Consider the following 26,033-nt stretch of genomic DNA (forward strand, 5'->3'; position numbering starts at 1 on the left):
GAATAAATCAGCGTTTCCCTAGGGAAAAGAAATCGGCAAAAAAACGCGCGTCATTTATCCGACGACAAACATTCAAATGCCGGTTAATTCGGTAGAGGGATGAATGGTCGCCGCCCGGGAGGCCCCGCCAGGCGGCCAAAAGCGGCACTTTCTACAGACTGGAAAGCGAAAGGCGGTCGTAATTGCCGTTTTCGGGTGTCTTTGCGCGTCTGTTCCGGTTCGATATTTCAGGCGGAAACATCCCCAAATATTTCCAAATTTCTTGTGATTATTTTTGCTTGTAACCTGCATCGCGACGTTTGAAACCCATTTAGCGACAGGGTGCGCCGGCAGCGGTGCCGGTTGCTGTTGCATCAAGTCTGGAGAAGCGCATTGCGACGTCTGATTCTGGTAGGCATGACGGTATGCGCGACGCTGCTGACGAGCGCCGTACCGGCCGAAACGGTGTTGCCCGCGACGACGTCGTGGATCGGCAATACGTTCGGCTATGGCGACGGCAGCTGGACGCAGATCGACATCCGCGCGATCGCGGTGACGCCTGAAGGCAAGGTGTATACGAATGCGCCGTGGGACGAGAGCGGCGCCGAAGCGAGCGTCTACCAGGACGGGAAGATGCTCGGCTTCGCCGGCGGCACGCACGGCTGGGGCAACCTCGGCGGCAGCGCGATCGCCGTGAACAGCAAATATGCGTACGTCGCGATCGGTGTCGGCAACGAGCGCGGCCACCTGCAGTCGCCCGGCATCTGGCCGGACAAGGGCAAGCAGTGGTTCGGCATCTCGCGCCGCACGATCGGCGACATGAAGCAGCCGGCGCCGTTCCGCGCGGCGCCGCAGGTGGCCCCGGGCGGGCGTGCCGATGCCGGCCGCGCGCGGATGGCCGCGAGCTTCATGGTGATGAACGAGGTGGCGGCGCCCGCGCGCTCGGAAACGGGCGAGCAGAAGGCGGAAGTCGGCGGCCTCGCGGCCGACGACAAGACGCTGTTCGCGACGAATCCGACGCGCGACGCGGTGGACGTGTACGACGCGGAGACGATGCAGCAGAAGGGCACGTGGAGCGCGCACGAGCCGGGCCGCATCGCGCTCGCGGGCGACGGCACGTTGTGGCTGCTCACGGACACGATCAAGGGGCCCGCGCACCTCGCGCACGTGCGCGCCGACGGCCGCAAGCTCGACGACGCCCCCGCGCTGCCGGAAGGCACCGACGCGGTGGACGTGGCAGTCGACGCGAAAGGGCGCGTGCTCGTCGCGGACAACGGGCCGCGCCAGCAGATCCTGATCTTCTCGAAAGGCGGTAAGGGTTATGCGCAGTCGGGCACGCTCGGCGAGCGCGGCGGCATCTTCGCGGGCCCGGTGCCGGGCCGGCCCGGGCCGCAGCGTTTCAACGGGCTGACGGGCGTCGGTGTCGACCGGGCGGGCAACATCTACGTGTCGATGAACGGCATCGGGCCGCGTCACGACACGATCGGGGCGGGGCTCGGCGCCGTGCTCGAAAGCTACACGCCGGACGGCAAGCTGCGCTGGCAGGTGCAGGGGCTGCTGTTCGTCGACGGCGCATGGCTCGACCCGGTGCGGCCGAACAGCGTGTACACGGGCAACAAGCGCTTCGAGCTCGACCTGTCGAAGCCGCCGGGCCAGGACTGGAAATACGTCGGCTTCCTGTCGAACCGCTTCAAGTATCCGGACGACCCCGTGTTCCATACGGACCAGTGGCCCGGCATGCCGATCGCGCGGCGCCTCGATGGCCGCACGTTCCTGTACCTGACGGACATGTACGCCGATCACCTGAAGATCTACCGCTTCGACGCGAAGCGCGACGGCGAAGTCGCGATTCCGTCCGGTTTGATCGCGGGCCGCGCGCGGCCGGTCGACAACGTGCCGAACAAGCCGCCGGGCGGCGACTGGATGTGGCGCGACGCGAACGGCAACGGCCGGCTCGATGCAGACGAGTTCGAGATCAATACCACCGGCAAGGCGAAGGCGGGCGGCTGGGGCTGGTGGGTCGACACGAAGGGCGACATCTGGCGCACGAGCGACGTGCGCGGCATCCACCGCTTCCAGTACGGCGGCGTCGACAAGGCCGGCAACCCGATCTACTCGTATGACAAGGTCACGACCTATCCGATGCCGCAGCCGTTCACGCAGATGCGCCGCTCGATCTACGACGCGCAGACGGACACGCTGTACGTGACCGGTTACACGGCCGACGCGCCGCCGCAGCCGGGCATCAACAAGGAAGTGGGCCGTGTGCTGGTCCGCTTCGACAAGTGGTCGACGGGTTCGCCGGTCGTGCGCTACCAGGTCGCGCTGCCGTGGCAGCTCGACGCGAAGCCGATCTTCGACCTGATCGGGATCACGGCCGAGGGCCGCTACCTGTTCGGGGTGGAGCCGGTCGGCAAGATCCACGTGTACGACAAGGAAACCGGCAAGGAAGTGGGCGTGATGAGCCCGGGCGCCGAGGTCGGCAAGGCATCCGGCTGGGTCGACGTGCCGTTCGGCATCAGCGCGTTCCGGCGCGAGAACGGCGAGTACCTCGTGTTCGTCGAGGAAGACGCGCGCGGCAAGGTGCTGATGTATCGCTGGAAACCGTGACGGACGACGTCACACAAGGCAGAAGCATGGACAAAGGCATACTCAAGAACGTTTCGATCAACTTCATCGGGCTGATCCTGCCGACCTTCGTGTCGCTGGTGACGGTGCCCGCATATATCCACGCGCTCGGCGTCGAACGTTATGGCGTCGTCAGCCTCGTGTGGACGCTGATCGGCTATTTCGGGATCCTCGATCTCGGGATGAGCATGGCCGCGCAGAACCACATCTCGAAGGCGCTCGCGAGCGGCAACGACGACGAAAGCGCGCGCGTGTTCTGGAGCGCGTTCTGGCTGAACCTCGGCACCGGCATCGTGGGCGGGCTGCTGATCTATTTCGGCGCGTTCATCTACACCGCTTACTTCACGAAGGTGTCGGCGGCGATGCAGCACGAGGTGTATCTCGCGCTGCCGTGGCTCGCGCTCGCGATTCCGCTGGCGAACGTGTCGTGGGTGTTCGCCGGCGCGATCAACGGCGCCGAACGCTTCGGCGTGTTCAACACGAACCAGACGATCGGCACGTTCCTGTTCCAGCTGCTGCCGCTCGGCGCCGCATGGTGGATCGCGCCGAACCTGCAGACGGTGCTCGCCGCGGCGGTCGTCGCGCGCCTGATCGCGGCGGTGATGCTCGGCCACGCCAGCATCAAGGTGCTCGGGATCCGGCGCATCGACCCGCCGCAATGGGGCACCGCGAAAGGGCTGTTCAATTTCGGCGGCTGGATGCTGATCGCGAGCACGACGAGCATGATCGCCGACACGCTCGACCGCGTGATGCTCGGCGCCGGCATGGGCGCGAAGTTCGTCACTTACTACACGGTGCCGCAGAACCTCGTCATGCGCCTGAACATGCTGCCGAACGCGCTCGTGCGCACGCTGTTCCCGCGCCTGTCGGCCGTCGGCCGCGACCATGCGGACACGCTCGCGCGCCAGTCGCTCGAATTCCTGAACGGGGTGTTCACGCCGGTCGGCATCGTCGCGATCTTCGCGCTTGCGCCGTTCCTCACGCTGTGGGTCGGCGCGGATCTCGCCGCGCATTCGGCGCCGGTCGGCCGCGTGCTGGTGATCAGCGTGTGGCTCGTCGGCCAGGCGAGCGTCACGCGCATCCTGATCCAGTCGCAGGTCAATCCGTCCCGCGCGGCCTTTGCCGGGCTCGTCCAGATGCCGTTCTTCGTCGGCGGCCTGTGGTTCGGTATCCATCACTTCGGGCTGATCGGCGCGGCGGTGGTCGTCGCGGCGCGCGCGTTCGTCGACTACGGCGTGCTGCTGTACCTGTCGGCGATCCGGATGCGCGCGATCGTGCTCGACATGCTCGCGCACCTCGCGTTCCTGCTGGCGAGCCTGTTTCTGGCGCAGGCATGGCCGGGGCTCGTCGAGTCGATCGGCATGTGCGCGGTCGTGCTGCTGCTGAACGTCGCGTGGTCGCTCACGATGACGCCGGGGCTGCGTGCGCTCGTGCGCGACCTGTTTGTCCGTCTCAATGCGAGGAGAACCGCATGAATCGCGATCTGGCGGAACACGCCTTGTTGAATCTCGCCACGGCCGATGCCGCCGCGGCCGAAGCCGGCGATGTCGCCGCACTGCGCCGGCCCGTGCCGGCCGAGCGCGCCAGCGCGCGACAACCGTCGCGCGCGCTGCGCGTGGCGATCGTCCACGACTGGCTCGTGACCTATGCGGGCGCCGAGCGCGTGCTCGAACAGATCGTCGCGTGTTTTCCCGACGCCGACCTGTTCAGCCTCGTCGACTTCCTCGACGACCGCGCGTTCGTGCGCGGCAAGCCGGTGACGACGTCGTTCATCCAGAAGCTGCCGTTCGCGCGCACCAAGTACCGCAGCTACCTGCCGCTGATGCCGCTCGCGATCGAGCAGCTCGACGTGTCGGAGTACGACCTGGTGATATCGAGCAGCCACGCGGTCGCGAAGGGCGTGCTGACGGGGCCGGACCAGATGCACATCAGCTACGTGCATTCGCCGATCCGCTATGCGTGGGACCTGCAGCACCAGTACCTGGAACAGTCGAACCTCACGCGCGGGCCGAAATCGCTGCTCGCGCGGATGATCCTGCACTACATCCGCAACTGGGATACGCGCACCGCGAACGCGGTGGACGGTTTCGTCGCGAACTCCGCGTTCATCGCGCGGCGCATCAGGAAGGTCTACCACCGCGACGCGGCGGTGATCTTCCCGCCGGTCGACGTCGACGCGTTTTCGCTGAACGCGGAGAAGGACGATTTCTACCTGACCGCGTCGCGGATGGTGCCTTACAAGAAGATCGACCTGATCGTCGAGGCGTTCTCGAAGACGCCCGAGCGCAAGCTCGTCGTGATCGGCGACGGCCCCGAGATGCAGAAGATCCGCGCGAAAGCCGGCCCGAACGTCGAGATCATGGGCTACCAGCCGTTCGCGGTACTGCACGACCGGATGCGGCGCGCGAAGGCGTTCGTGTTCGCGGCCGAGGAGGATTTCGGGATCTCGGTCGTCGAGGCGCAGGCGTGCGGCACGCCCGTGATCGCCTACGGCAAGGGCGGCGCGCTCGAAACCGTGCTCGACCCGCAGTCGAACCGGAATCCGACCGGGCTCTTCTTCGACGAACAGACGCCGCACGCGATCGTCGCGGCCGTCGACGATTTCGAGCGCGCGCCGCAGCGTTTCACGCCGGACGCATGCCGCGCGAACGCGGAGCGGTTTTCCGCCGATACGTTCCGGCGGCGCTTTCTCGACTACGTGGAAGCCGCGCTGCCCGGCTCGACCGCGCAGCGCGGTACGGCCGTCGCGCCGCTGCCGGCCGCGCGCGGCCCGGCGACGCTCGTGCTCGACCAGAGCGGCGTGCTTGGCGGCGCCGAGCTGTCGCTGCTCGAGATCATGAAGCACATGCGCGCGAACGCCGACGTGCTGCTGTTCGACGACGGCCCGTTCCGTGCGGCGCTCGACGAGATCGGCGCGCGCGTCGACGTGGTCGACCAGGGGGCGCTCGCGGGCGTGCGCAAGCAGGGCGGCGTGTCGGTCGGCGCGGTGAAGCAGCTCGTGCGGCTCGTGCGCGATGTGGCGCGGCGGGCACGCCGCGCCGAGGTGATCTACGCGAACACGCAGCGCGCGATGGTGGTCGCCGCGCTGGCCGGGCGGCTCGCGCGCAAGCCGGTGGTGTGGCATCTGCGCGACATCGTGAGCACCGACCATTTCGGCAGCAAGCAGTTGCTGGCGATCAAGTACTGCGCGCGGCTCGGCGTCACGCGCGTGATCGCGAACTCCGACGCGTCCGCGCAGGCGTTCCGCGCGCTGACGGGCTTCACGCCGCAGCACGTCGACGTCGTGTTCAACGGCATTTCGGCCGAGCCGTTCGATGCGCTGGAAGGCGTCAGCCAGGCCGCACTGCGCGCGCGGCTGGGGTTGCCCGAGCACGCATGGCTCGTCGGTTCGTTCAGCCGCCTCGCGCACTGGAAGGGGCAGCACGTGCTGCTGGAGGCCGCCGCGCGGCATCCCGACATGCACGTGGTGCTGGTTGGCGCGCCGCTGTTCGGCGAGGACGAATACGCGGCGCAGCTGCACGAATTCGTCGCCCGGCACGGGATGGACGAGCGCGTGCATTTCCTCGGGTTCCAGCGCGACGTGGCCGCGTGCATGACGGCGGTCGACGTCGTCGCGCATACGTCGATCACGCCCGAGCCGTTCGGGCGCGTGATCGTCGAGGGAATGCTCGCGCGCCGGCCGGTTGTCGCGGCCCGCGCGGGCGGCGTCGTCGAGATCATCGAGGACGGCGACAACGGGCTGCTCTGCACGCCGGGCGACGCGGCCGCGCTGGCCAGGGCGCTGGATACGCTGAAGCGCGACGGTGCGCTGCGCGAGCGGCTCGTCGCGAGCGGGCGTGCGACGGCGGTGCGCCGGTTCGGCACCGAAACCTACGTGGAACGGGTCGAGAAGATTCTCGCGGATACGGCGAAGGCCGCGAAGGCGAAAAAGCAGTAGCCGGCGCGAGCCGCCCCGGGGAACGAGCCCTCATGCGGCAATACGCTGCGTGGGGGCTTTGCTTTTCAGCGCGGGGGGCTGGTCGGGCGAGTGGCGGGCGGGTCGTTGCGGAGTGTGGCGGGCGCGTGTTTGCACGATCGCCGTTGGGGGAGCTGCGGGCGATGTGAAAGGGCGGCGCGAGAGGGAGACGCGAGAAGGCAACGCGAGAAGGCAACGCGGGAAGGCAACGCGGGAAGGCAACGCGAGAAGACAACGCGAGAAGACAACGCGAGAAGACAACGCGAGAAGACAACGCGAGAAGACGGCGCCCAGGGCACCCCCCGCAGCGAAAGCAGGCCGAGGACGGCCCAGGCGGGGCGTGGCGCGGCCCGGCGCCGGAGTCCTGCCCATCCGGTCAACCCTGCGTGCCGACGCGCTCAGGCCACGATAAAGCCCCCGCGCGGCGGGGTGCCGCGCGAGGGCTCGGGAACCCGGGCCGGCCGGATCAGGCGGCCCGTTCGGGCGCCGACGTAACGACGCGGGCGGGGCGGGTCGGCTTGAAGCTGGCCGACCACGTCATCGCGGGCCGTTCGAACATCCGGTAGAACAGGTACGCGACCGGGATCGCGACGGCCATGAACGCGAACGACGGCCAGATCGACAACTGCAGTTCGGAATGGAACAGCACCGAGCCGAGGCAGACGAACAGCGGCAGGTGAATCAGGTACAGCGAATAGCTGAAGTCGCCGAACCAGCTCAGCACGCGCAGCGGCGGCGTCGTGCGCGGCGGGCGGGCGAGCGCGCGGTACAGGAAGCACGCGAAGCCGGCCGACCAGAGCTGGAACGCGCCGTACTGGCCGAAATGGAATGCGCCGCAGCCGGCGGCCAGCAGCACGGCGGCCGCGCCGTACCACGCACGCGACGGCACGGCGGCCGCGTCGCGCGGCGACTGTGCGCGCACGTCGGCGATCCACGCGCCGATCGTCCAGGACAGCCAGTACGACGTGAAGAACTGCAGGTCGTGCCGTTCGAGCAGCCACGCCGACGCGACGTTGACGAGCGCGACCGCGGCCACGACCGCCGGCATGCCGATGCGCCGGCGTACCGCGAACAGCAGCGGGTAGATCGCGTAGAACTGCACTTCGAGCGACAGCGTCCACAGCGCGCCGTTCGACCCGTACGTGTAGCCGGCGACGCCCTGCAGCGAGAACAGGTTCACGAGGAACGCGACGAGGCCGACGTCGCGGATCTTGTGGCTGACGGGCTCGATCTGCAGGCTGACCGAGTCGAGCGCGAGCGTGAACAGCAGCGCGGCGAGCAGCACCGGGTAGATGCGCGCGAACCGGCGCATCCAGAAGTTCGGCGCGTCGAGCCGGTACGCGGGATCGGCCGCGAGCTTGAGCGCCGCGTTGCGGTGGATGCAGTAGCCGCTGATCACGAAGAAGATCGGCACGCCGGCGGAGCCCCACGCGAACGGAAAGGTCAGGTAGCCGGCGATCGCGCCCGGGTTGAGCGCATGGCCGTAAGCGTGATGGAAGCTCTGCATGCCGACCCAGACGACCTGCCGGCAGTGGAAATAGGCGACGAGCAGCGCCGCGAAGCCGCGCATCGCGTCGATCACGTGTTCCTTGTGGTCGGCGACGGGCGGCGCGGTCAGAGACGATCCGCTGAAAGCTTGCATGCGATTCGATTCCTTGCGACGGATGGACGGGAAGTTTCATCCAATCGTAATGCGCAAGAATTCGATCAATGAATAAAAAAATCTCACCGGGAAATATCGGTATTCCACATCATGGTTTTATCGCGTTCGGAAAGCGGTTCCGCGAGGCGGGTCAATTATTTACCGATTTTTTTCTGATAGTTTGAAGCTCCAGTTGATTGATGCAAGGAGCGGCAAGATGGACATGCATTGGATCGCGAGCGCTGCAGTACTGCTGGTCATGGCCGTGCTGTCGGCGTACCGCGAGGCGCTGAAGAACGAACCGATTCGCCCGGGGCTCGAACGGGGCGGCGTGCCCTATATCGAGGAATTCGAATCGTAAGAATTTGTATCTGGAAAATCGGTAATTTGTTTCTGCCTCGGCACTCGGTTCGGCAATATCGACCGGGTTGAAAGGATTATATTTTTTCCGGAATCATTGGGCAATCAGTCCATATCGATAATGAGCGGAGTCGAATTGGCAGTACCGTCGATTCTCGATATGCCGTTCGGAACACAATCGCGCCGGGTCGCTGGTCGACGCGGCGCAGTCAACGCAATCAGGATGCGAACATGTTGAAAGTCACCAAGGCCGTGTTCCCCGTTGCCGGTCTCGGCACGCGGTTCCTCCCGGCAACGAAGGCGAGCCCGAAGGAAATGCTGCCCGTCGTCGACAAGCCGCTGATCCAGTACGCGGTCGAGGAAGCGATCAACGCCGGTATCACCGAGATGATCTTCGTCACCGGGCGCAGCAAGCGCGCGATCGAGGATCACTTCGACAAGTCGTACGAGATCGAGGCCGAGCTCGAGGCGCGCGGCAAGGAAAAGCTGCTCGAGCTCGTGCGCGGCATCAAGCCGAGCCACGTCAACTGCTTCTACGTGCGCCAGCCGGAAGCGCTCGGCCTCGGCCACGCGGTGCTGTGCGCGGAGAAGCTGGTGCACGGCGAGCCGTTCGCGGTGATTCTCGCCGACGACCTGCTGCACGGCGAACAGCCGGTGCTGAAGCAGCTCGTCGACGTGTTCGACCACTATCACAGCTCGGTGATCGGGGTCGAGACGATCGCGCGCGACGACAGCCGTTCGTACGGCGTCGTCGAAGGCCGCGAATGGGAAGAAGACATCATCAAGCTGTCGGGCATCATCGAGAAGCCCGCGCCCGAGGATGCGCCGTCGAATCTCGGCGTGGTCGGCCGCTACGTGTTCATGCCGACGATTTTCGATCACCTGCGCAAGCTCAAGCCGGGCGCCGGCGGCGAGCTGCAGCTGACCGACGCGGTCCAGTCGCTGCTCGCGAACGAGCAGGTGCTCGCGTATCGCTACTACGGCACGCGCTTCGACTGCGGCAGTAAGATCGGCTATCTCAAGGCCACCGTCGAGCTCGCGCTCCAGCATCCGGAAGTGAGCCGCGAATTCGAGGCCTACCTGCGTACCTGCTTGCCCGCGCTGGCTGCTGTCGCCTAAGCAGTCTCGCGCTCCGTTGTTTCAGGTGGTGGTTGTTCCGTTGGCCCCGGCCGCTCGCGCGCCGGGGCTTTTTTGCGTATACGGGCGAGCGGATGCGTGATTCCGGTGCGCACCGTCGACGTGAGTGCGGTGGCGGGTTTGCCGCGCGAGCGTTGCCGCGTGCGGAGCCGGGCGCTCGGGCAAGCATGGGCGTCACGCCTGAAACCGGTGCCGCGGCGGGCGACGGTGCGGTCTCTGTCGCGATTCGATTGCGCGCTGCACGTCGATGTTCGGTGCCGCGGCGGTTCTGCCGGTGCCGGTCGATGACGGGGCGCCACGCCACGCTGGCCGGGTGTCGGCTTCAGGGTGTGGCCCGAATCGCGGTTTTCCCGTTCGATCGTATCGGCATCCGTGCGGCGTTCAACGTGCCGACGTGCCCGGCTGTGCGACGAACCGCCGGGCCAGCATCGCGGCGACCGGCTTCTTGAAGTCGAGCAGCCGCTTTTCGAGGTAGCGCCAGGACAGGTGCGCGAGCAGCACGGCGAGCGCGAACTGCAGCATCTCGGGCAGCGTTTCGCGGACGATTTCCGGTATTGCCCCGTGCGCGAAGTGCGCGGGCAGCACGCCGAAGCGCGTCGGAATCAGGTTGTGGAACAGGTAGAAGCCGTAGCTGATCGTGCCGAGATAAACGAGCGGCGCCCAGTCGAGCAGCGCCACGACCGGATGCTCGGGTTCGCTGACGATCCACAGCAGCAGCGCGCCGAGCGACGCGGACAGGCCGAGATCCGCGAGCCCCGCGATCGTGTCGGGGAGTGCCGTGCATGCGGGCAGCACGAGGAAGAACACGACGCCTGCCGCGCCGAGCCAACCGGGCGGCACGCGGCGCACGGCGGCCGCGCCGCGTCTGGCAAGCGCCATCGCGCCGACGCCGCCGAGCGCGATCAGCGCGAAATTCCACGGGGAAAATGCGTAGATCAGCACCGGCGACGCGTCGCACAGGTAGAGCGCGAGATGCGCGAGCGCGCACAGCACGACGGCCGCGATGCCGAGCGCGACGTGTCGCGCGGCCGGCACCGCGAGCAGCGCGAGCGGCGCGATCAGATAGAACTGCTGTTCAACCGCGAGGCTCCAGAAGTGCGACGTGGAGCCCGGCCAGCCGTCCTTCACGACGCCGATCCAGTAATTCGACAGGAACACCGCGTGCCACGCGAGCCCGAGATTGACGCCGCGCTGGTAGAACAGCGCGTGCGCGATCGCGAGCGCGGCGAGCAGCAGGTAATAGACGGGAAAGATCCGCAGCGCGCGCTTCGCGAGGAACAGCGCGAGCGCATGGCGGCGCGTCATGGCGCCGCATTCGACCGCCTGGCGATTGCGATGCAGCTCGCCGACGATCAGGAATCCGCTGATGAGGAAAAACGTCCACACACCAAGCTTGCCGACGTCGACGGCAAGGACGTGGCCCTTGTGGGACAGGAAAACGAGGATGACGGCGAGGGCTCGCAGGCCGTCGAGTCCTTTGACGTATCGGGCTTCGCGCATGGAGGCATCCGGGCATTGAGCGAGCCCAGTATAGGTGCGCAAATATCGAACGTAATTCGCGTTCGGATGCATACGTGAAGGCGTTTTTTGATGCTGGAGCGTCGATGAAATCGCCCGCATGCAAAAAAACCTGCGGGAAACCCCGCGAAAACGCACAAAAGTACTGCACGAAGCGTCACGGCGCTTGTAGAATCCGGCGTTGAAGCGCGCGCGTTGCACGCTTCGTGTATCCAACGACCACACCTGGTAGGAGAAACATGGCGACTTCCGCAAAAAAGGTGGCCAAGAAGGCTGCCGCACCCGCCACCAAGAAAGTGGCTGCCAAAAAGGCTGCGCCCGCGAAGAAAGTAGTGGCAAAGAAGGTTGTCGCGAAGGCGGCACCGGCCGCTCCGACGCCGCTGAAGGACAAGTTCACGAAGGCATCGCTCGCAACGCACATCGCTGAGCGCGCGGCTGTCGAAGTGAAGGCGGTCAAGGCAGTGCTCGTCGCACTCGAGAACGTCGTGCTCGGCTCGGTCCACAAGAAGGGCGCGGGCGAGTTCACGCTGCCGGGTCTGCTGAAGATCACGGCACAAGTCGTGCCGGCGAAGAAGAAGCGCTTCGGCAAGGATCCGTTCACGGGCGAAGAGCGTTGGTTCCCGGCGAAGCCGGCCAGCGTGCGCGTGAAGGCACGTGCGCTGAAGAAGCTGAAGGACGCGGCAGCGTAATGCCGCGCGGCGGCTGCCGAATGCATTCGGCAGCCGTTGCGATGTCCCGAGATCCCCGTACGCGAAAGCGTGCGGGGATTTTTATTGCGCTGCGCAAAGCGCGCGGCCGCGAAGACGTGCGGAAGCGAAATGGCGGAAAGTCCGGTTCGACGCGTGATGCACGCTCGACGACGTGTCGTGCATGCGCGATGACGAACGGCAATCCACTCACAGAAGCTCGCGCTCGCCGCGCCGGTTGCGCCTGTTGCGTACGCTTCGCGAGACACACGCATCGTGACTGAAACCATTCCCGACGAAATCGCGGCGCAGGTCGCCGCCGCATGCGACACGATCGAGCGGCATCTCGGCGCGACGCTGAACGCGATCCACCTGTTCGGCTCCGCGCTCGACGGCGGACTGAAACCGCGCAGCGACATCGACCTGCTGGCGACGGTGTCGGCCCGGCCCGACGAGCCGACGCGGCGTGCGCTGATGCTCGGCCTGCTCGCCGTGTCGGCGCCGCCCGGCCGCGCAGGCGGCATGCGCGCGCTGGAAGTGACCGTCGTCGCGCACGACGAAATCGTGCCGTGGCGTCATCCGGCGCGGCGCGAACTGCAGTTTGGCGAGTGGCTGCGCCACGATCTCGAAGCCGGCATCGTCGAGCCGGCGCTCGTCGATCACGATCTGGCGATCCTGTTGACGAAGGTGCGGCAGCACAGTGTCGCGCTGGCCGGCCCGCCGGCTGCTGCGTTGCTCGAGCCGGTGCCCGCGGGGGATTTTGTCGCCGCGTTGCTGGCGACCGTCGCGCAGTGGCATGCCGAACCGGGCTGGCGCGGCGACGAGTGCAACGTGGTGCTCGCGCTCGCGCGCATCTGGTACAGCGCCGCGACCGGCAGGATCGCGCCCAAGGACGTCGCCGCGACATGGGCGCTGGCGCGTCTGCCGGAAACGTACCGTCCGGTTGTGGCGGCGGCGCGCGCCGCCTATCTCGGCGAAGAGGAAGACACGGCGATCCTGTCGGGCGAACCCCTCGCCGCATTCATCGGTTACGCGCGGCGAACGGTCGAATCGATGCTGTCGACGTCGCCGCAGATGCCGCGAACGTAGCCGGCTTGCGGGCGAGGCCGACGAGGAGCACGGGCGTTTGCAACGCTGTCGCATGCGCATGCCGTCGAGCCGGACGCCTGTCTGGCAACCCGGCGCATCACTCGCACGCGCTTATGCGACAGGCATCGTCAGCCGGCCGTACCGGCAAAGGCGGCTTTCAGCGCGGCGTCGTCGAGCTTGACCATCTGCATCATCGCGGCGGCCACGCGCGTGGCCTTGACGGTGTCGCGGTCGGACATCATCGGGATCAGCGCTTCCGGAACGATCTGCCACGAGACGCCGTAGCGGTCTCGCAGCCAGCCGCAAGCGTCGGCCGTGCCGCCGTTGTCGAGCAGGGCGTTCCAGTAGCGGTCGAGTTCCGCCTGGTCGGCGCAGCTGACCAGCAGCGAGATCGCGTGGTTGAACGTGTCGGTGCGCGGGTGGCTCATCGCGAAGAACGGCTGCCCGAACAGCTCGAACTCGACCATGCGTGTGCCGTCGGTGCCGGGCACCGCCGTGACGCGCACGATGCGCGAATCCGGAAAGATGCCTGCATAGAAGGCCGCTGCTTCTTCGGCTTCCGTCGAATACCAGAGGAAAGGCGTGATCTTCTGAATCGTCATGACGAGTCTCCTGTCTGTATGGGGCAGCGGCAAACCGTGTGCCGCCATCCACACGACGGGCGACGGTTGCCGAAATCGACACGCTGCGGCACATCGCGATCGCACCGGACGAGCGGCGCCGGCAATGCGGATGGTAGCCGCTCGGCGGACGGATGGCGACCGGCGCGACGATCCGCAAACGGCGTTCCCGGCGCTTTACGGCCGCCAGGCGCCGCTGAGGGCCGGTCGGCGTGCGCGTGGGTTCGGGTTCGGGCCGCCGGCCCGTGCGCGGGCTGCCGGTGCATCGGAGACGGACGAAAAAAAACCAGCCGCGGCCGAAACCGGGCTGGCTTTCCAGGTCGGCGGCAAGGCGTCGGAGACGCCGTGCATGCCGGATACTTCGTTTTTAGAACTTGTGGCGCAGGCCGAGTGCGACCAGCTCTTGCGAGCTCTTGCCGGCGATACCGTACGAGCCGATCGACGCTTGCGCATCGGTGCCGTCCGCGTTCTTGCCGCTTGCGTGCTGATACGCGCCAACCAGGTAGACGTCCGTGCGCTTCGACAGCGAGTAATCGGCGCCCAGCGAAACCTGATGGTACTTGCCGTTGTTGTCGCCGTTGCCCTTCGTGTAGATGTAGCCGAGGCCGAGCAGCAGCGGTGCCGATGCCTGATACGTGACGAACGCGCGACCCGTGTTGTACTTCTGGTTCGTGCCGAACGCCGAGTTGCCGTCTGCCTTGTATTGCGCGTTGCTGTAACCGGCGCCGACCGTCACCGGGCCGAATGCGTACTGGCCAGCCACTTGCGCGATGCCGATCGACGTCGACGACGTGAACGCGTTGTTGATGAAGGTCGTGCCCGAATCGCCGTCGAAGATCGCGTCCGACGAGCCAGCCCAGCCGCTACGCGTGCCGTTGGTGCTGAGTGCCGATGCGTTGTTCGCGTGGAAGTAGCCGGCAGCCAGGCCGAGCGGGCCGTTGTTGTACGCTGCTGCTGCTGCCCACGTCTGGCCCTTGCCGGTCGAACCTGCAACACCGCCGAATGCGTACATCGCTTCGACCTGCAGGCCTGCCCAGACCGGCGACGTGTACTTCACTGCGTTGCTGACGCGCAGGCTGTTGTCGTTGTTGTCGACGTCGCCCGGCGTGGCGAACACGCTGCCGAAATAGTTGTCAGCCGTGACTGCCTGGACCAGGTCGACGAGCGGGTCATACTGACGGCCGAGCGTGACCGTACCGTACTGGTCGCTCTGCAGGCCGACGAATGCCTGGCGGCCGAACATGCGGCCACCCTGGCCCAGTGCGCCCGATGCCGAGTTGAAGCCGTTTTCCAACTGGAAGATCGCCTTCAGGCCGCCACCGAGGTCCTCGGAACCCTTCAGGCCGAAACGGCTGCCTTGCAGGTTGCCGCTACCCATCGACCACGAATTGTTGCCTTGACCTGCGTTACCGTGAACATAGGTGATCGACGTGTCGATCACGCCGTACAGCGTCACGCTCGACTGTGCCTGAGCAGCGCCGGCGGCGCCCAGCAGGGCGAGCGAGAGGGTCGAGAGAGCAAGTTTCTTCATCGTTGAGTTTCTCCACGCAAGTGATTCATCGTTATTTGTTGCGGATTGGAGAATAGCTCAGTGCCATAGACGCAAGAAAGCCTAAAAAATAAAGTGTCTCGAAAAGGTAACAGCGCGAAAAAGTCCATATATATCAAGCACATCAACGACTGTTCCCATTTTTGAAATAGTTGACAATTGCTGCGGCGCGATTGTTTCAAAAGTTGATGCGCATTGCGGCAGACAGCCTGTTTCGGCCCGTTGGCGGACAGAAATGGAGGCATGCAAACGTTTGCGGTTGCGACAACGAAGCCGAGGCGTGCAAAGAACGCATCAACGTCGCGCGAACGCGCGGCGGACTACGTGGTTGCAGGAAGGCAGACGGGCGTGCGGAGTCGCGCCGCGACGTTGCTAACAGCGTGAATCAGTCGTCGCGCATGCGATCGACGGGCCGGTCGGCTTGAGCGGGCGCGGCCGGTGCGGTACCGGCGAGACGATGCGCGTTGCCGCGGGCCGCCGCGAATTCCGCGCCGAGCAGCAGCACGATCGCGGAGAAGTACAGCCACATCAGCAGGACCGCGAACGATCCGGCCGCGCCGAATGCACTGGCGGTGCCCGCGTGCGCGAGGTACAGCGCGAACAGTTTCTTGCCGCCCGAGAACAGGATCGCGGACACGATGCCGCCGATCGCGGCGTCGCGCCACGCGACGCGCGCATCGGGCAGGAACTTCATCAGCGATGCGAACGCGCCCGCGAGCACGGCGATGCCGACGAAGAACTGCACGAGGTTCGTGACGATCACGTACGGCGAATTGCCCAGCAGCCAGGTGCCGACGAACGTGATCGCGGTGTCGAGCACGAGCGACACGATCAGCAGGAACGCGACACCGAGCACGAGCCCGAACGAGATCAGCCGCACGCGCACGAGCCCGAGCATGCTCGACCAGCGGTTCTCGGTGGCCGGCCAGATCACGCTGAGCGCGGCGCTGAGCGACGCGAAGGTGGCCGACGCGCCGATGGCCAGCGCGGCGAACGAGATCAGGGTGGCGAGCCCGCCGCGCTGGCCCGCGCGGTGCGCGTTCTGCACGATCGTCTGGATGCTGGCCGCCGCGTCGTCGCCGATCAGCTGGTGCGCCTGTTCGAACACCTGGCCGCGCGCGGCGTCGTCGCCGTAGAACCAGCCGGCCACGGCAATCACCATCACGAGCATCGGCGCGAGCGAGAACGCGGAGAAGAATGCAATGCCAGCGGCCATCGCGGAGCAACGGTCGGCCGAGAAGCGCTTGAACGCCGTGAGGGCCCAGTTGGCCTGTTGTTGCGCGAGACGGGTGGCTTCGGAGGTGATCTGTCGTTTCATGACGGTTCGGTGGCGCGCGGAACGCGGGTCATCGTTGGTAATCAGACAATTCAGTATTGATCCGAAGATTCGAACATAGTTGCGCGAACTGTCTATAATTCCTTTCAGTTTCCTCACCCCCACAATAACGCCGAGACCAGCCATGCTCCAAATGTCCCGGCGCCAGTTCCTGAAGGTGACGGCTACGTCGCTTGCCGGATCGAGTCTAGCCCTGATGGGCTTCTCTCCGTCCGAAGCGCTCGCCGAAGTCCGACAGTACAAGCTGGCGCGCACCGTCGAAACGCGCAACACCTGTCCATACTGTTCAGTGGGTTGCGGCATCCTGATGTACAGCCTCGGAGACGGCGCGAAGAACGCGCAGCCGAGCATCATCCACATCGAAGGCGATCCCGACCATCCCGTCAATCGCGGCACGCTGTGCCCGAAGGGCGCGAGCCTGATCGACTTCATCCACAGCCCGAACCGCCTGACGCACCCCGAGTATCGCGCGCCCGGCTCGGACAAGTGGGAACCGATCTCGTGGAACGACGCGCTCGACCGGATCGCGAAGCTGATGAAGGCCGACCGCGACGCGAACTTCGTCGAGACGGCAGAGGACGGCGCGAAGGTCAACCGCTGGCTGACGACCGGCATGCTGGCCGCGTCGGCGGGCAGCAACGAGGTCGGCTACCTGACGCACAAGACGGTCCGCAGTCTCGGGATGCTCGCATTCGACAATCAGGCGCGTGTCTGACATGGCCCGACGGTGGCAGGTCTTGCCCCGACGTTTGGCCGTGGAGCGATGACGAACCATTGGGTCGACATCAAGAACGCGGACGTGATTCTCGTGATGGGCGGCAATGCAGCCGAGGCCCATCCGTGCGGTTTCAAATGGGTAACGGAGGCGAAAGCGCACCGCAAGGCGCGGCTGATTGTCGTCGACCCGCGCTTTACGCGTACGGCCTCGGTGGCCGACTACTACGCGCCGATCCGCACCGGCACCGACATCGTCTTCCTGGGCGGTGTGATCAACTATCTGCTGACGAACGACAAGATCCAGCATGAGTACGTGAAGAACTACACGGACTTCTCGTTCATCGTGCGCGAGGATTTCGCGTTCAACGACGGCATCTATTCCGGCTACGACGCGGAGAAACACGCGTACCCGGACAAATCGAGCTGGGACTACGAGCGCGGCGACGACGGCTTCGTGAAGGTCGACCCGACGCTGCAGCACCCGCGTTGCGTGTACAACCTGCTGAAGCAGCATTACGCGCGCTATACGCCGGACATGGTCCAGCAGGTCTGCGGCACGCCGAAGGAGAAGTTCCTGAAGGTGTGCGAGATGCTCGCGACCACCGCCGTTCCCGGCCGCGCCGGCACGGTGCTGTACGCGCTCGGCTGGACGCACCACTCGATCGGCGCGCAGATCATCCGCACCGGCGCGATGGTGCAGCTGCTGCTCGGCAACATCGGCATCGCCGGCGGCGGGATGAACGCGCTGCGCGGCCACTCGAACATCCAGGGGTTGACCGACCTCGGGCTGATGTCGAACCTGCTGCCGGGCTACATGACGCTGCCGATGCAGGCCGAGCAGGATTTCGACGGCTACATCAAGAAGCGCGTGCAGCAGCCGCTGCGGCCGAACCAGCTGAGCTACTGGAAGAACTACAAGGCGTTCCACGTCAGCTTCATGAAGTCCTGGTGGGGCGACGCGGCGACCGCCGAGAACAACTGGGCCTACGACTACCTGCCGAAGCTGGACAAGCAGTACGACCTGCTGCAGGCGATCGAGCTGATGAATGCCGGCAAGATGAACGGCTACATCTGCCAGGGCTTCAACCCGCTCGCGGCGGCGCCGTCGAAGGTGAAGACGGCGGCAGGGCTCGCGAAGCTCAAGTGGCTCGTGATCATGGATCCGCTCGCGACCGAGACGTCCGAGTTCTGGAAGCATCACGGCGACTACAACGACGTCGATGCGTCGAAGATCCAGACCGAGGTGTTCCGTCTGCCCACCACGTGTTTTGCGGAGGAAAACGGTTCGCTCGTGAGTTCGAGCCGCGTGCTGCAATGGCACTGGAAGGGCGCGGAGCCGCCGGGCGAAGCGCGCAGCGACCTCGAGATCATGTCGGGGCTGTTCCTGCGCATGCGCAAGATGTACCAGACGGACGGCGGCAAGTATCCGGATCCGATCGTCAACCTGACCTGGCCGTACGCGAACCCGGAAAGCCCGACGCCCGAAGAACTCGCGATGGAATTCAACGGGAAGGCGCTCGCCGACCAGCCCGATCCGAAGGATCCGGCCAAGACGCTCGTGAAGAAAGGCGAGCAGTTGGCCGCGTTCGCGCAGCTGAAGGACGACGGCACGACCGCGAGCGGCTGCTGGATCTTCTGCGGAGCCTGGACGCAGGCCGGCAACCAGATGGGGCGGCGCGACAACTCCGATCCGACCGGCATCGGCCAGACGCTGAACTGGGCGTGGGCCTGGCCGGCGAACCGGCGGATCCTGTACAACCGCGCATCGTGCGACGTGAGCGGCAAGCCGTTCGACCCGACCCGCAAGCTGATCGGCTGGAACGGCAGCGCGTGGAAGGGCGCCGACATCCCCGATTTCAAGGCGGACGAACCACCCGAAAACGGGATGGGGCCGTTCATCATGAATCCGGAAGGTGTCGCGCGCTTCTTCGCGCGTGCGGGGATGAACGAAGGCCCGTTCCCCGAGCACTACGAGCCGTTCGAAACGCCGATCGGCACGAACCCGCTGCACCCGAACAACCCGCTGGCGCTGAACAACCCGGCCGCCCGCGTGTTCCCGGACGATCGGGCGTCGTTCGGCCAGGCACCGGAGTTCCCGCACGCGGCGACCACGTACCGGCTGACCGAGCATTTCCACTACTGGACCAAGCATGCGCGGCTGAACGCGATCATCCAGCCCGAGCAATTCGTCGAGATCGGCGAAGACCTCGCGAAGGAAGTCGGCGTCGTGCATGGCGATCGCGTGAAGGTGTCGTCCAAGCGCGGCTACATCATCGCGGTCGCCCTCGTCACGAAGCGAATCAAGCCGCTGATGGTCGACGGCAAGAAGGTCCAGACGGTCGGTGTCCCGTTGCACTGGGGCTTCAAGGGTGTGGCGAAGCCCGGCTATCTCGCGAATACCCTGACTCCGTCCGTGGGTGACGGCAACTCCTATACACCGGAATTCAAGTCGTTCCTGGTGAAGGTCGAAAAGGCGTAAGGGGAAAGAGATGGCATTGCAATCGCTGGATATCAAGCGCGTCTCGGCCACCACGACGCCACCGCCCACGGTGCGCGAACCGGTGACCGGGAGCGTCGCGAAGCTGATCGACGTATCGAAGTGCATCGGCTGCAAGGCATGCCAGACGGCATGCATGGAGTGGAACGACCTGCGCGACGAAGTCGGCACCAACGTCGGCGTGTACGACAACCCGGCCGACCTCTCCGAGCATTCGTGGACGGTGATGCGGTTCGCCGAATACGAGAACCCGGCGGGCGACCTCGAGTGGCTGATCCGCAAGGACGGCTGCATGCACTGCGAGGATCCGGGCTGCCTGAAGGCGTGCCCGTCGCCGGGCGCGATCGTGCAGTACAACAACGGGATCGTCGATTTCCACGAGGAGAACTGCATCGGTTGCGGCTATTGCGTGACCGGTTGCCCGTTCAACGTTCCGCGGATCTCGAAGAAGGATCATCGCGCGTACAAGTGCACGCTCTGTTCCGACCGCGTCGCGGTCGGCCAGGAACCGGCCTGCGTGAAGACCTGCCCGACGGGCGCGATCGTGTTCGGCACCAAGGAGGACATGAAGCAGCACGCGGCCGAGCGGATCGAGGACCTGAAGGAGCGCGGCTTCGAGCATGCGGGGCTGTACGACCCGCAGGGCGTCGGCGGCACGCACGTGATGTACGTGCTGCACCATGCCGATAAACCGTCGCTGTACCACGGGCTGCCCGACAACCCGTCGATCAGCCCGATGGTGAAGCTGTGGAAGGGCATTGCGAAACCGCTCGCGGTCGCGGGCCTCGCGCTGACCGCGCTGGCCGGGTTTTTCCACTACACGCGGGTCGGTCCGAACGAGGTCACCGACGACGAGGAAGCCGCCGCCCGCGACGAGGCGCGACGCATCAAGGAGGACGCGAAATGAACCACGACGACCCCAACCTGATCGTCCGCTACACGCCGAACGAGCGCACGAACCACTGGATCACCGCGATCACGTTCGTGCTGCTCGCGTTGTCCGGGCTCGCGCTGTTTCATCCGTCGATGTTCTGGCTGACCGCGCTGTTCGGCGGCGGCCAGTGGACGCGGATCCTGCATCCGTTCGTCGGCCTCGTGATGTTCGTGTCGTTCGCGATCCTGGTCGTGCGCTTCTGGCACCACAACGCGCTCGATGCGGACGATCGCCAATGGCTGAAGCAGATCGGCGACGTGCTGACCAACCAGGAAGACAAGCTGCCGCCCGTCGGGCGCTATAACGCCGGGCAGAAGCTGCTATTCTTCACGCTGGTGGCGTGCCTGTTGCTGCTCCTGCTGTCGGGAGTCGTGATCTGGCGGCGTTACTTCTCGTTCTACTTCCCGATCGGGGTGATCCGCGCGGCCGCTGTCGTGCATGCCGTGGCGGCCTTCGTGCTGATCGCGAGCATCATCGTGCACATTTACGCGGCGTTGTGGGTGAAGGGCTCGATCGGCGCGATGGTGCGCGGTACCGTCACGCTGGGCTGGGCTCGCAAGCATCACCCGAAGTGGTTCCGTGAAAGCGTGAAATAACGCACCGGAGCGGGGCGGCTCGCCAGTTGCGGCGGGCCGTTCCGCCAACCGCCGGAATCGCCCGAAAGCGCCGATGCGTCGGCGCTTGTTTGGGGTCTGTTTGCGCATGGAACGCGCATGCGAATGCCCGAAATCGCTCGTCCCCCAAGGGGACTTCCTGCGGGGCGTAGGGCAAGAAGTGAGGAGCGCCGTTTGGCCGAGCCAAACAAGCGACGAGCGACGCCGCCATACGGGCGATTTCGGGCATTCCCGTGGCATGTATTTTTTAAATTTGGGGTTGCCACGAGAACGGCCGCTCGCCGCGTTGCGCTCCTTGCGAATACGTCAGTATGCGCGGCGTCGCGCGCCTCGCGAGCGGCCGTTCTCGTGGCAACGCATGCGCGTTCCATGCGCAAACAGACCCCTTGGAAGACATTTTTGTGACACAACGCATCCTCGAACCGACCGAGATCTCGACACTCGATCATTCGGCCATCCCGCGCTTTCGCCTGCCGGAGCGCGCCACCGCGTTCTCGGCGCGCGCCGCGCGGCTGCGCAAGCTGGCCGACCTGAACCCGATCAGCGGCTACCTGCGGCTGATGGCCACCGTCGCCGATGCGCAGCACGCGACGCTGCAGGCGCTGGAACTGCCGCTGCCGTCGAAGGAAGCGATCGCGCTTGCACAGCAGCATTCGATGCCGCTCATACCGGCGCTCGACGGCGAGCGCAACCCGCAATGGCGTGCCGTGCTGTACGAACTGCTCGACCGCGTCGAAGGCGCCGGGCTCGTCAACCCGCAGCTCGCGAAGCTGCTCGACCGGCTGCGCCTGATGGCGCCCGCCGAACTCGACGCGCAAGCCGACGCGATCCTCGCGCTGCGCTTCGCCGAAGTCGATCCGGCCACCGCGCCGTTCCTGATGGCCGCGCTGCAGGTCGTCTGGACGGATCTCGCAAGCTGCGTTGCGCCGGCCGACGTCCCGTATCTCGACCAGCCGGGGCTGTGCCCCGTGTGCGGCACGCACCCGGTCGCGAGCGTCGTGCGGGTCGGCGGGCAGTACCAGGGCTACCGTTTCCTGCAATGCGGGCTGTGCACGACCGAGTGGCACATGGTGCGCACGAAGTGCTCGCACTGCGATTCGACGAAAGGCATCGCGTATCACGGGATCGAGGGCGGCAGCGAAGCCGTCAAGGCCGAATCGTGCGACGAGTGCAAGACCTATCGCAAGATCGGTTACCAGGACAAGGACTACGAGTTCGAGCCGCTGGCGGACGATCTCGCGAGCCTCACGCTCGACCTGCTGATGAACGAGGCCGGTTACCAGCGCAGTTCGCCGAACCCGCTGCTGTGGCCGGACGTCGCGCAGGAAGCGGATTGACGACGTCGGCCGGGGCGGCGCGCGAGCGCCGGCGCCGGCCGACTGCGAAGCATGAGACTGGAGCCACCACGACGTGACCGAACCCGGTTTGAATGAACTGAATGCCGTGCTGGCGCGTGTGCCGTCGGTCGAGCGCGTGCTGACGTCGGCACCGCTGCAACCGCTGCTCGCCGACTACGGCCGCACGCGCGTGCTGAACGCCGTGCGCGCGGAGCTCGAACGCTGGCGTACCGCCGCGCAGCACGATCCGGCGGGCGCCGAACCGCTCGACGAACCGCGCATCGCCGCGGCCGTCGCGCGCGCGCTGGCTGCGCAGAGCGCGGGCGCGGTGCGCACCGTGTTCAACCTGACGGGCACCGTGCTGCACACGAACCTCGGGCGCGCGCTGTTGCCCGACGACGCGGTGCGCGCGGTGGTCGACGCGCTCACGCGCCCCGTCAACCTCGAATTCGACCTCGCGACGGGCCGCCGCGGCGATCGCGACGACCTGATCGACGATCTGCTGTGCGAACTGACGGGCGCGGAAGCCGCGACCGTCGTCAACAACAACGCGGCGGCCGTGCTGCTGGCGCTGTCGGCGCTGGCGACGAAGCGGGAAGTCGTCGTGTCGCGCGGCGAGCTGGTCGAGATCGGCGGCGCATTCCGCATCCCCGACATCATGAGCCGCGCGGGCGCCAGGCTGCGCGAAGTCGGCACGACCAACCGCACCCATCTGCGCGACTACGCGGAGGCAATCGGCCCGCGCACCGCGCTGCTGATGAAGGTGCACTGCAGCAACTACGCGATCAGCGGCTTCACGAAGGAGACGTCGCTCGCCGAACTCGCGCCGCTCGCGCGCGAGCACGGGCTGCCGGTCGCCGTCGATCTCGGCAGCGGCACGCTCGCCGACCTGACGCAATGGGGCCTGCCGCACGAGACGACCGTGCAGGAAACCGTCGCCGCCGGCGCAAACGTTGTCACGTTCAGCGGCGACAAGCTGCTTGGCGGGCCGCAGGCCGGCCTGATCGTCGGCGATCGCGCGCTGATCGCGAAGATCAAGAAACATCCGCTCAAGCGCGCGCTGCGCGTCGGCAAGCTGACGCTCGCGGCGCTCGAACCCGTGCTGCGCCTCTACCAGTCCCCCGAGTTCCTGCGCGACCGGCTCACGACACTGCGCCTGCTGACGCGCCCGCACGGCGAGATCGCCGAGGCCGCCGAACGCGTGCGTCCGGCGCTGCAGGCCGCGCTCGGCGGCGGTTTCGACGTAGCGGTCGAGCCGATGTTCAGCCAGATCGGCAGCGGTGCGCTGCCGGTCGACCAGCTGCCGAGCGCCGGGCTCGTCGTGCGCACGGCGGACGGCAAGCGCGGCGGCCGCGCGCTCGCGCAGCTCGAGAAGCGGCTGCGCGAATGGCCGCGCCCGGTGATCGGCCGCGTGGCCGACAACGCGCTGCGGCTCGACCTGCGCTGCCTCGAAGCGGCCGACGAGGCGGCGTTCGTCGCGCAATGCGTGCCGCTCGCGGGGCCCGCTGCATGATCGTCGGTACCGCCGGACACATCGACCACGGCAAGACGACGCTGGTGCGCGCGCTGACGGGCGTCGATACCGACCGCCTGAAGGAGGAGAAGGCGCGCGGCATCTCGATCGAACTCGGTTATGCGTATACGCCGCTCGACAACGGCGACGTGCTCGGCCTGATCGACGTGCCGGGCCACGAGAAGCTGATTCACACGATGGCGGCCGGCGCATGCGGGATCGACTTCGCGCTGCTCGTGATTGCCGCCGACGATGGCGTGATGCCGCAGACGCGCGAGCATCTCGCGATCCTGCAACTGCTCGGCGTCGCGCATGGCGCCGTCGCGCTGACGAAGTGCGATCGCGTCGACGCCGCGCGCGTGGCCGAGGTGCGCGACGAGATCGCCGCATGGCTGAACGATTCGACGCTGGCCGGCGTGCCGATCTTCGAAACGCAGGCGACGGCCGTGGACGATCCAGGTGTCGCCGCGTTGAAGCGTCATCTGGCGGACGCGGCGATCGCGTGGCGCGCACGCCGCGACGACGGGCTGTTCCGGCTCGCGGTCGATCGTGTGTTTACGCTCTCGGGGCAGGGCACCGTCGTGACGGGCACCGCGTTCGCGGGCCGCGTCGCGACCGGCGATACGCTCGCGATCGTGCGCGCGGGCGGCGCGGCGCGCGTGCGCAGCATCCATGCGCAGAACCGGCCGGTCGATGCCGGCCGCGCGGGCGAGCGTTGCGCACTGAACCTGGCCGGGGTCGACAAGGCCGATGTCGAGCGCGGCGATACCGTGGCCGATGCGCGGCTCGTTGCGACGTCGCCGCGTCTCGACGTCGAACTGACGTTGCTCGCGGATGCGGGGCTGACGCTTACGCACTGGGCACCGCTGCACGTGCATCTCGGCACGCTGCATCGCGTCGCGCATGTCGCGCTGCTCGACGGCGATACGCTTGCGGCCGGCCAGCGGATGCGCGTGCAACTGGTATTCGACGAGCCGGTGTTTGCGTTGCCGGGCGATCGGTTCATCGTCCGCAATCCGCAGGCGACGCGCACGGTCGGCGGCGGCCGCGTGCTCGACCCGTTCGGGCCGGCGCGCAAGCGTCGCACGCCGCAGCGCCGCGCGTGGCTCGACGCGCTTGCCGAATGGCTTGACGCCGGGCGTCTCGATGCGCTGCTCGCGCAGGCGCCGCTCGGTGTCCCGCGCGCGATGCTCACGCATCTGACGGGTTTTGCGCCGAACGCGCTGGTTTTGCCGGATGACGCGCTGGCGATCGGGCAGCGCGACGCCGCGTCGAATGACGGAACGGTGATTGCGCATGCGCACTGGCGTGCGCTGCAGACGCGGGCGATCGATACGCTGCGCGCGTATCACGAGCGCATGCCCGACGAGCAGGGGCTCGACGGGGCGCGGCTACGACGGATGGCGGCGCCGCTCGCCGGCGATGCGCTGTGGCGCGCGCTCGTCGATGCGCTGGTGACCGGCGGCGAAGTGGCGCGAAGCGGGCCGTGGCTGCACCTGCCGTCGCATTCGGTGAGCCTCGAGCCGCGCGAGGAAGCGCTGGCGCAGCAACTGCTGCCGCTGATTCATGCGGGGCGCTTCGATCCGCCGTGGGTGCGCGACCTGGCTCGCGACACCGGGGCGGCCGAGGACGCGGTGCGTACCGTGCTGCGCAAGCTCGCACGGCGCGGCGACGTGCACCAGGTCGTGCGCGACCTGTTCTATCACGCGGACGTCGTGCGCGAGCTCGCGGAACTGGTTGCGCATCTCGCGCCGTCGCGCGACGGCGGGCTCGATGCCGCGACGTTCCGCGACGCGACGGGGCTCGGCCGCAAGCGTGCGATCCAGATTCTCGAGTTCTTCGACCGGGTTGGGTATACTCGCTTCCACCGCGATCTTCACTTCCTGCGGCCTGACAGCGGTTGGGCGGGTATTCAGGCGTAG

18 protein-coding genes are annotated in these 26,033 nt (G+C 66.6%); 13 read left to right on the forward strand and 5 right to left on the reverse strand.

Annotated elements, in window-relative coordinates; translation table 11 throughout:
* Positions 1-396 precede the first annotated feature (396 nt).
* From L810_RS34765 to L810_RS34775, 3 genes are read left to right on the forward strand one after another with little or no spacing between them, the layout of a single operon-like run.
* A complete protein-coding gene (locus tag L810_RS34765; RefSeq protein WP_021162855.1) occupies positions 397-2,589 on the forward strand; it encodes a hypothetical protein in 2,193 nt (730 codons plus the stop codon).
* 26 nt (positions 2,590-2,615) lie between these two features.
* A complete protein-coding gene (locus L810_RS34770) occupies positions 2,616-4,082 on the forward strand; it encodes a flippase (RefSeq protein WP_021162856.1) in 1,467 nt (488 codons plus the stop codon).
* A complete protein-coding gene (locus tag L810_RS34775) occupies positions 4,079-6,544 on the forward strand; it encodes a glycosyltransferase family 4 protein (RefSeq protein WP_021162857.1) in 2,466 nt (821 codons plus the stop codon). Before L810_RS34770 ends, L810_RS34775 begins: the two co-directional genes overlap by 4 nt.
* A gap of 484 nt (positions 6,545-7,028) precedes the next feature.
* On the opposite strand, the gene L810_RS34780 is transcribed toward L810_RS34775, so the two are convergent.
* Positions 7,029-8,204, reverse strand: a complete 1,176-nt coding sequence (locus L810_RS34780; RefSeq protein WP_021162859.1) for an acyltransferase family protein — start codon at positions 8,202-8,204, stop codon at positions 7,029-7,031.
* A 217-nt stretch (positions 8,205-8,421) separates the two neighbouring features.
* Here L810_RS34780 and L810_RS48565 point away from each other — a divergent pair, with 217 nt between their 5' ends.
* Positions 8,422-8,565 carry a hypothetical protein gene (locus L810_RS48565; protein ID WP_006479318.1) on the forward strand — a complete coding sequence of 48 codons (144 nt, stop codon included), beginning with the start codon at positions 8,422-8,424 and terminating at the stop codon, positions 8,563-8,565.
* A gap of 230 nt (positions 8,566-8,795) precedes the next feature.
* The gene (gene galU / locus L810_RS34785) at positions 8,796-9,683 is read left to right on the forward strand and encodes a UTP--glucose-1-phosphate uridylyltransferase GalU (protein WP_021162860.1); all 888 of its coding nucleotides are present in this window, start codon (positions 8,796-8,798) and stop codon (positions 9,681-9,683) included.
* A 399-nt stretch (positions 9,684-10,082) separates the two neighbouring features.
* Here galU and L810_RS34790 read toward each other — a convergent pair whose 3' ends face one another.
* Positions 10,083-11,201, reverse strand: coding sequence for an acyltransferase family protein (locus tag L810_RS34790; protein ID WP_042977424.1), 1,119 nt, complete (start codon positions 11,199-11,201; stop codon positions 10,083-10,085).
* A 257-nt stretch (positions 11,202-11,458) separates the two neighbouring features.
* Between L810_RS34790 and L810_RS34795 the strand changes: the two genes are divergently transcribed.
* Entirely contained in the window at positions 11,459-11,908 is a 450-nt protein-coding gene (locus L810_RS34795) for an HU family DNA-binding protein (RefSeq protein ID WP_011355701.1), read from the forward strand.
* 273 nt (positions 11,909-12,181) lie between these two features.
* Positions 12,182-12,994 carry an AadA family aminoglycoside 3''-O-nucleotidyltransferase gene (locus L810_RS34800; protein WP_042977427.1) on the forward strand — a complete coding sequence of 271 codons (813 nt, stop codon included), beginning with the start codon at positions 12,182-12,184 and terminating at the stop codon, positions 12,992-12,994.
* Positions 12,995-13,122: 128 nt separating this feature from the next.
* Here L810_RS34800 and L810_RS34805 read toward each other — a convergent pair whose 3' ends face one another.
* The 3 genes from L810_RS34805 to L810_RS34815 all read right to left on the reverse strand — a co-directional run bounded on the left by L810_RS34805 (position 13,123) and on the right by L810_RS34815 (position 16,481).
* Positions 13,123-13,596 (reverse strand): VOC family protein, encoded by a 474-nt coding sequence (locus L810_RS34805; protein ID WP_042977429.1) that lies wholly within the window; start codon positions 13,594-13,596, stop codon positions 13,123-13,125.
* A gap of 385 nt (positions 13,597-13,981) precedes the next feature.
* The gene (locus L810_RS34810) at positions 13,982-15,145 is read right to left on the reverse strand and encodes a porin (protein WP_021162863.1); all 1,164 of its coding nucleotides are present in this window, start codon (positions 15,143-15,145) and stop codon (positions 13,982-13,984) included.
* 403 nt (positions 15,146-15,548) lie between these two features.
* Entirely contained in the window at positions 15,549-16,481 is a 933-nt protein-coding gene (locus tag L810_RS34815) for a YihY/virulence factor BrkB family protein (RefSeq protein WP_042977432.1), read from the reverse strand.
* A gap of 142 nt (positions 16,482-16,623) precedes the next feature.
* Between L810_RS34815 and fdnG the strand changes: the two genes are divergently transcribed.
* The 6 genes from fdnG (at position 16,624) to selB (ending at position 26,033) form a co-directional block, all read left to right on the forward strand.
* On the forward strand, positions 16,624-19,695 hold the full coding sequence (gene fdnG / locus L810_RS34825) for a formate dehydrogenase-N subunit alpha (RefSeq protein WP_155836438.1): 3,072 nt from the start codon (positions 16,624-16,626) through the stop codon (positions 19,693-19,695).
* A 10-nt stretch (positions 19,696-19,705) separates the two neighbouring features.
* Positions 19,706-20,620 carry a formate dehydrogenase subunit beta gene (fdxH, locus tag L810_RS34830; protein ID WP_021162865.1) on the forward strand — a complete coding sequence of 305 codons (915 nt, stop codon included), beginning with the start codon at positions 19,706-19,708 and terminating at the stop codon, positions 20,618-20,620.
* Entirely contained in the window at positions 20,617-21,243 is a 627-nt protein-coding gene (locus tag L810_RS34835) for a formate dehydrogenase subunit gamma (RefSeq protein ID WP_021162866.1), read from the forward strand. The genes fdxH and L810_RS34835 overlap by 4 nt, the downstream gene beginning before the upstream one ends.
* A 419-nt stretch (positions 21,244-21,662) precedes the next feature.
* Positions 21,663-22,598 (forward strand): formate dehydrogenase accessory protein FdhE, encoded by a 936-nt coding sequence (gene fdhE / locus L810_RS34840; protein WP_175851567.1) that lies wholly within the window; start codon positions 21,663-21,665, stop codon positions 22,596-22,598.
* Between the two features lie 73 nt (positions 22,599-22,671).
* Positions 22,672-24,111, forward strand: coding sequence for an L-seryl-tRNA(Sec) selenium transferase (gene selA / locus L810_RS34845; RefSeq protein ID WP_042977439.1), 1,440 nt, complete (start codon positions 22,672-22,674; stop codon positions 24,109-24,111).
* Positions 24,108-26,033 carry a selenocysteine-specific translation elongation factor gene (selB, locus tag L810_RS34850; protein WP_021162869.1) on the forward strand — a complete coding sequence of 642 codons (1,926 nt, stop codon included), beginning with the start codon at positions 24,108-24,110 and terminating at the stop codon, positions 26,031-26,033. Before selA ends, selB begins: the two co-directional genes overlap by 4 nt.

Origin of the sequence: Burkholderia sp. AU4i (assembly GCF_000466765.1) — a bacterium.
Taxonomy (GTDB): domain Bacteria; phylum Pseudomonadota; class Gammaproteobacteria; order Burkholderiales; family Burkholderiaceae; genus Burkholderia; species Burkholderia cepacia.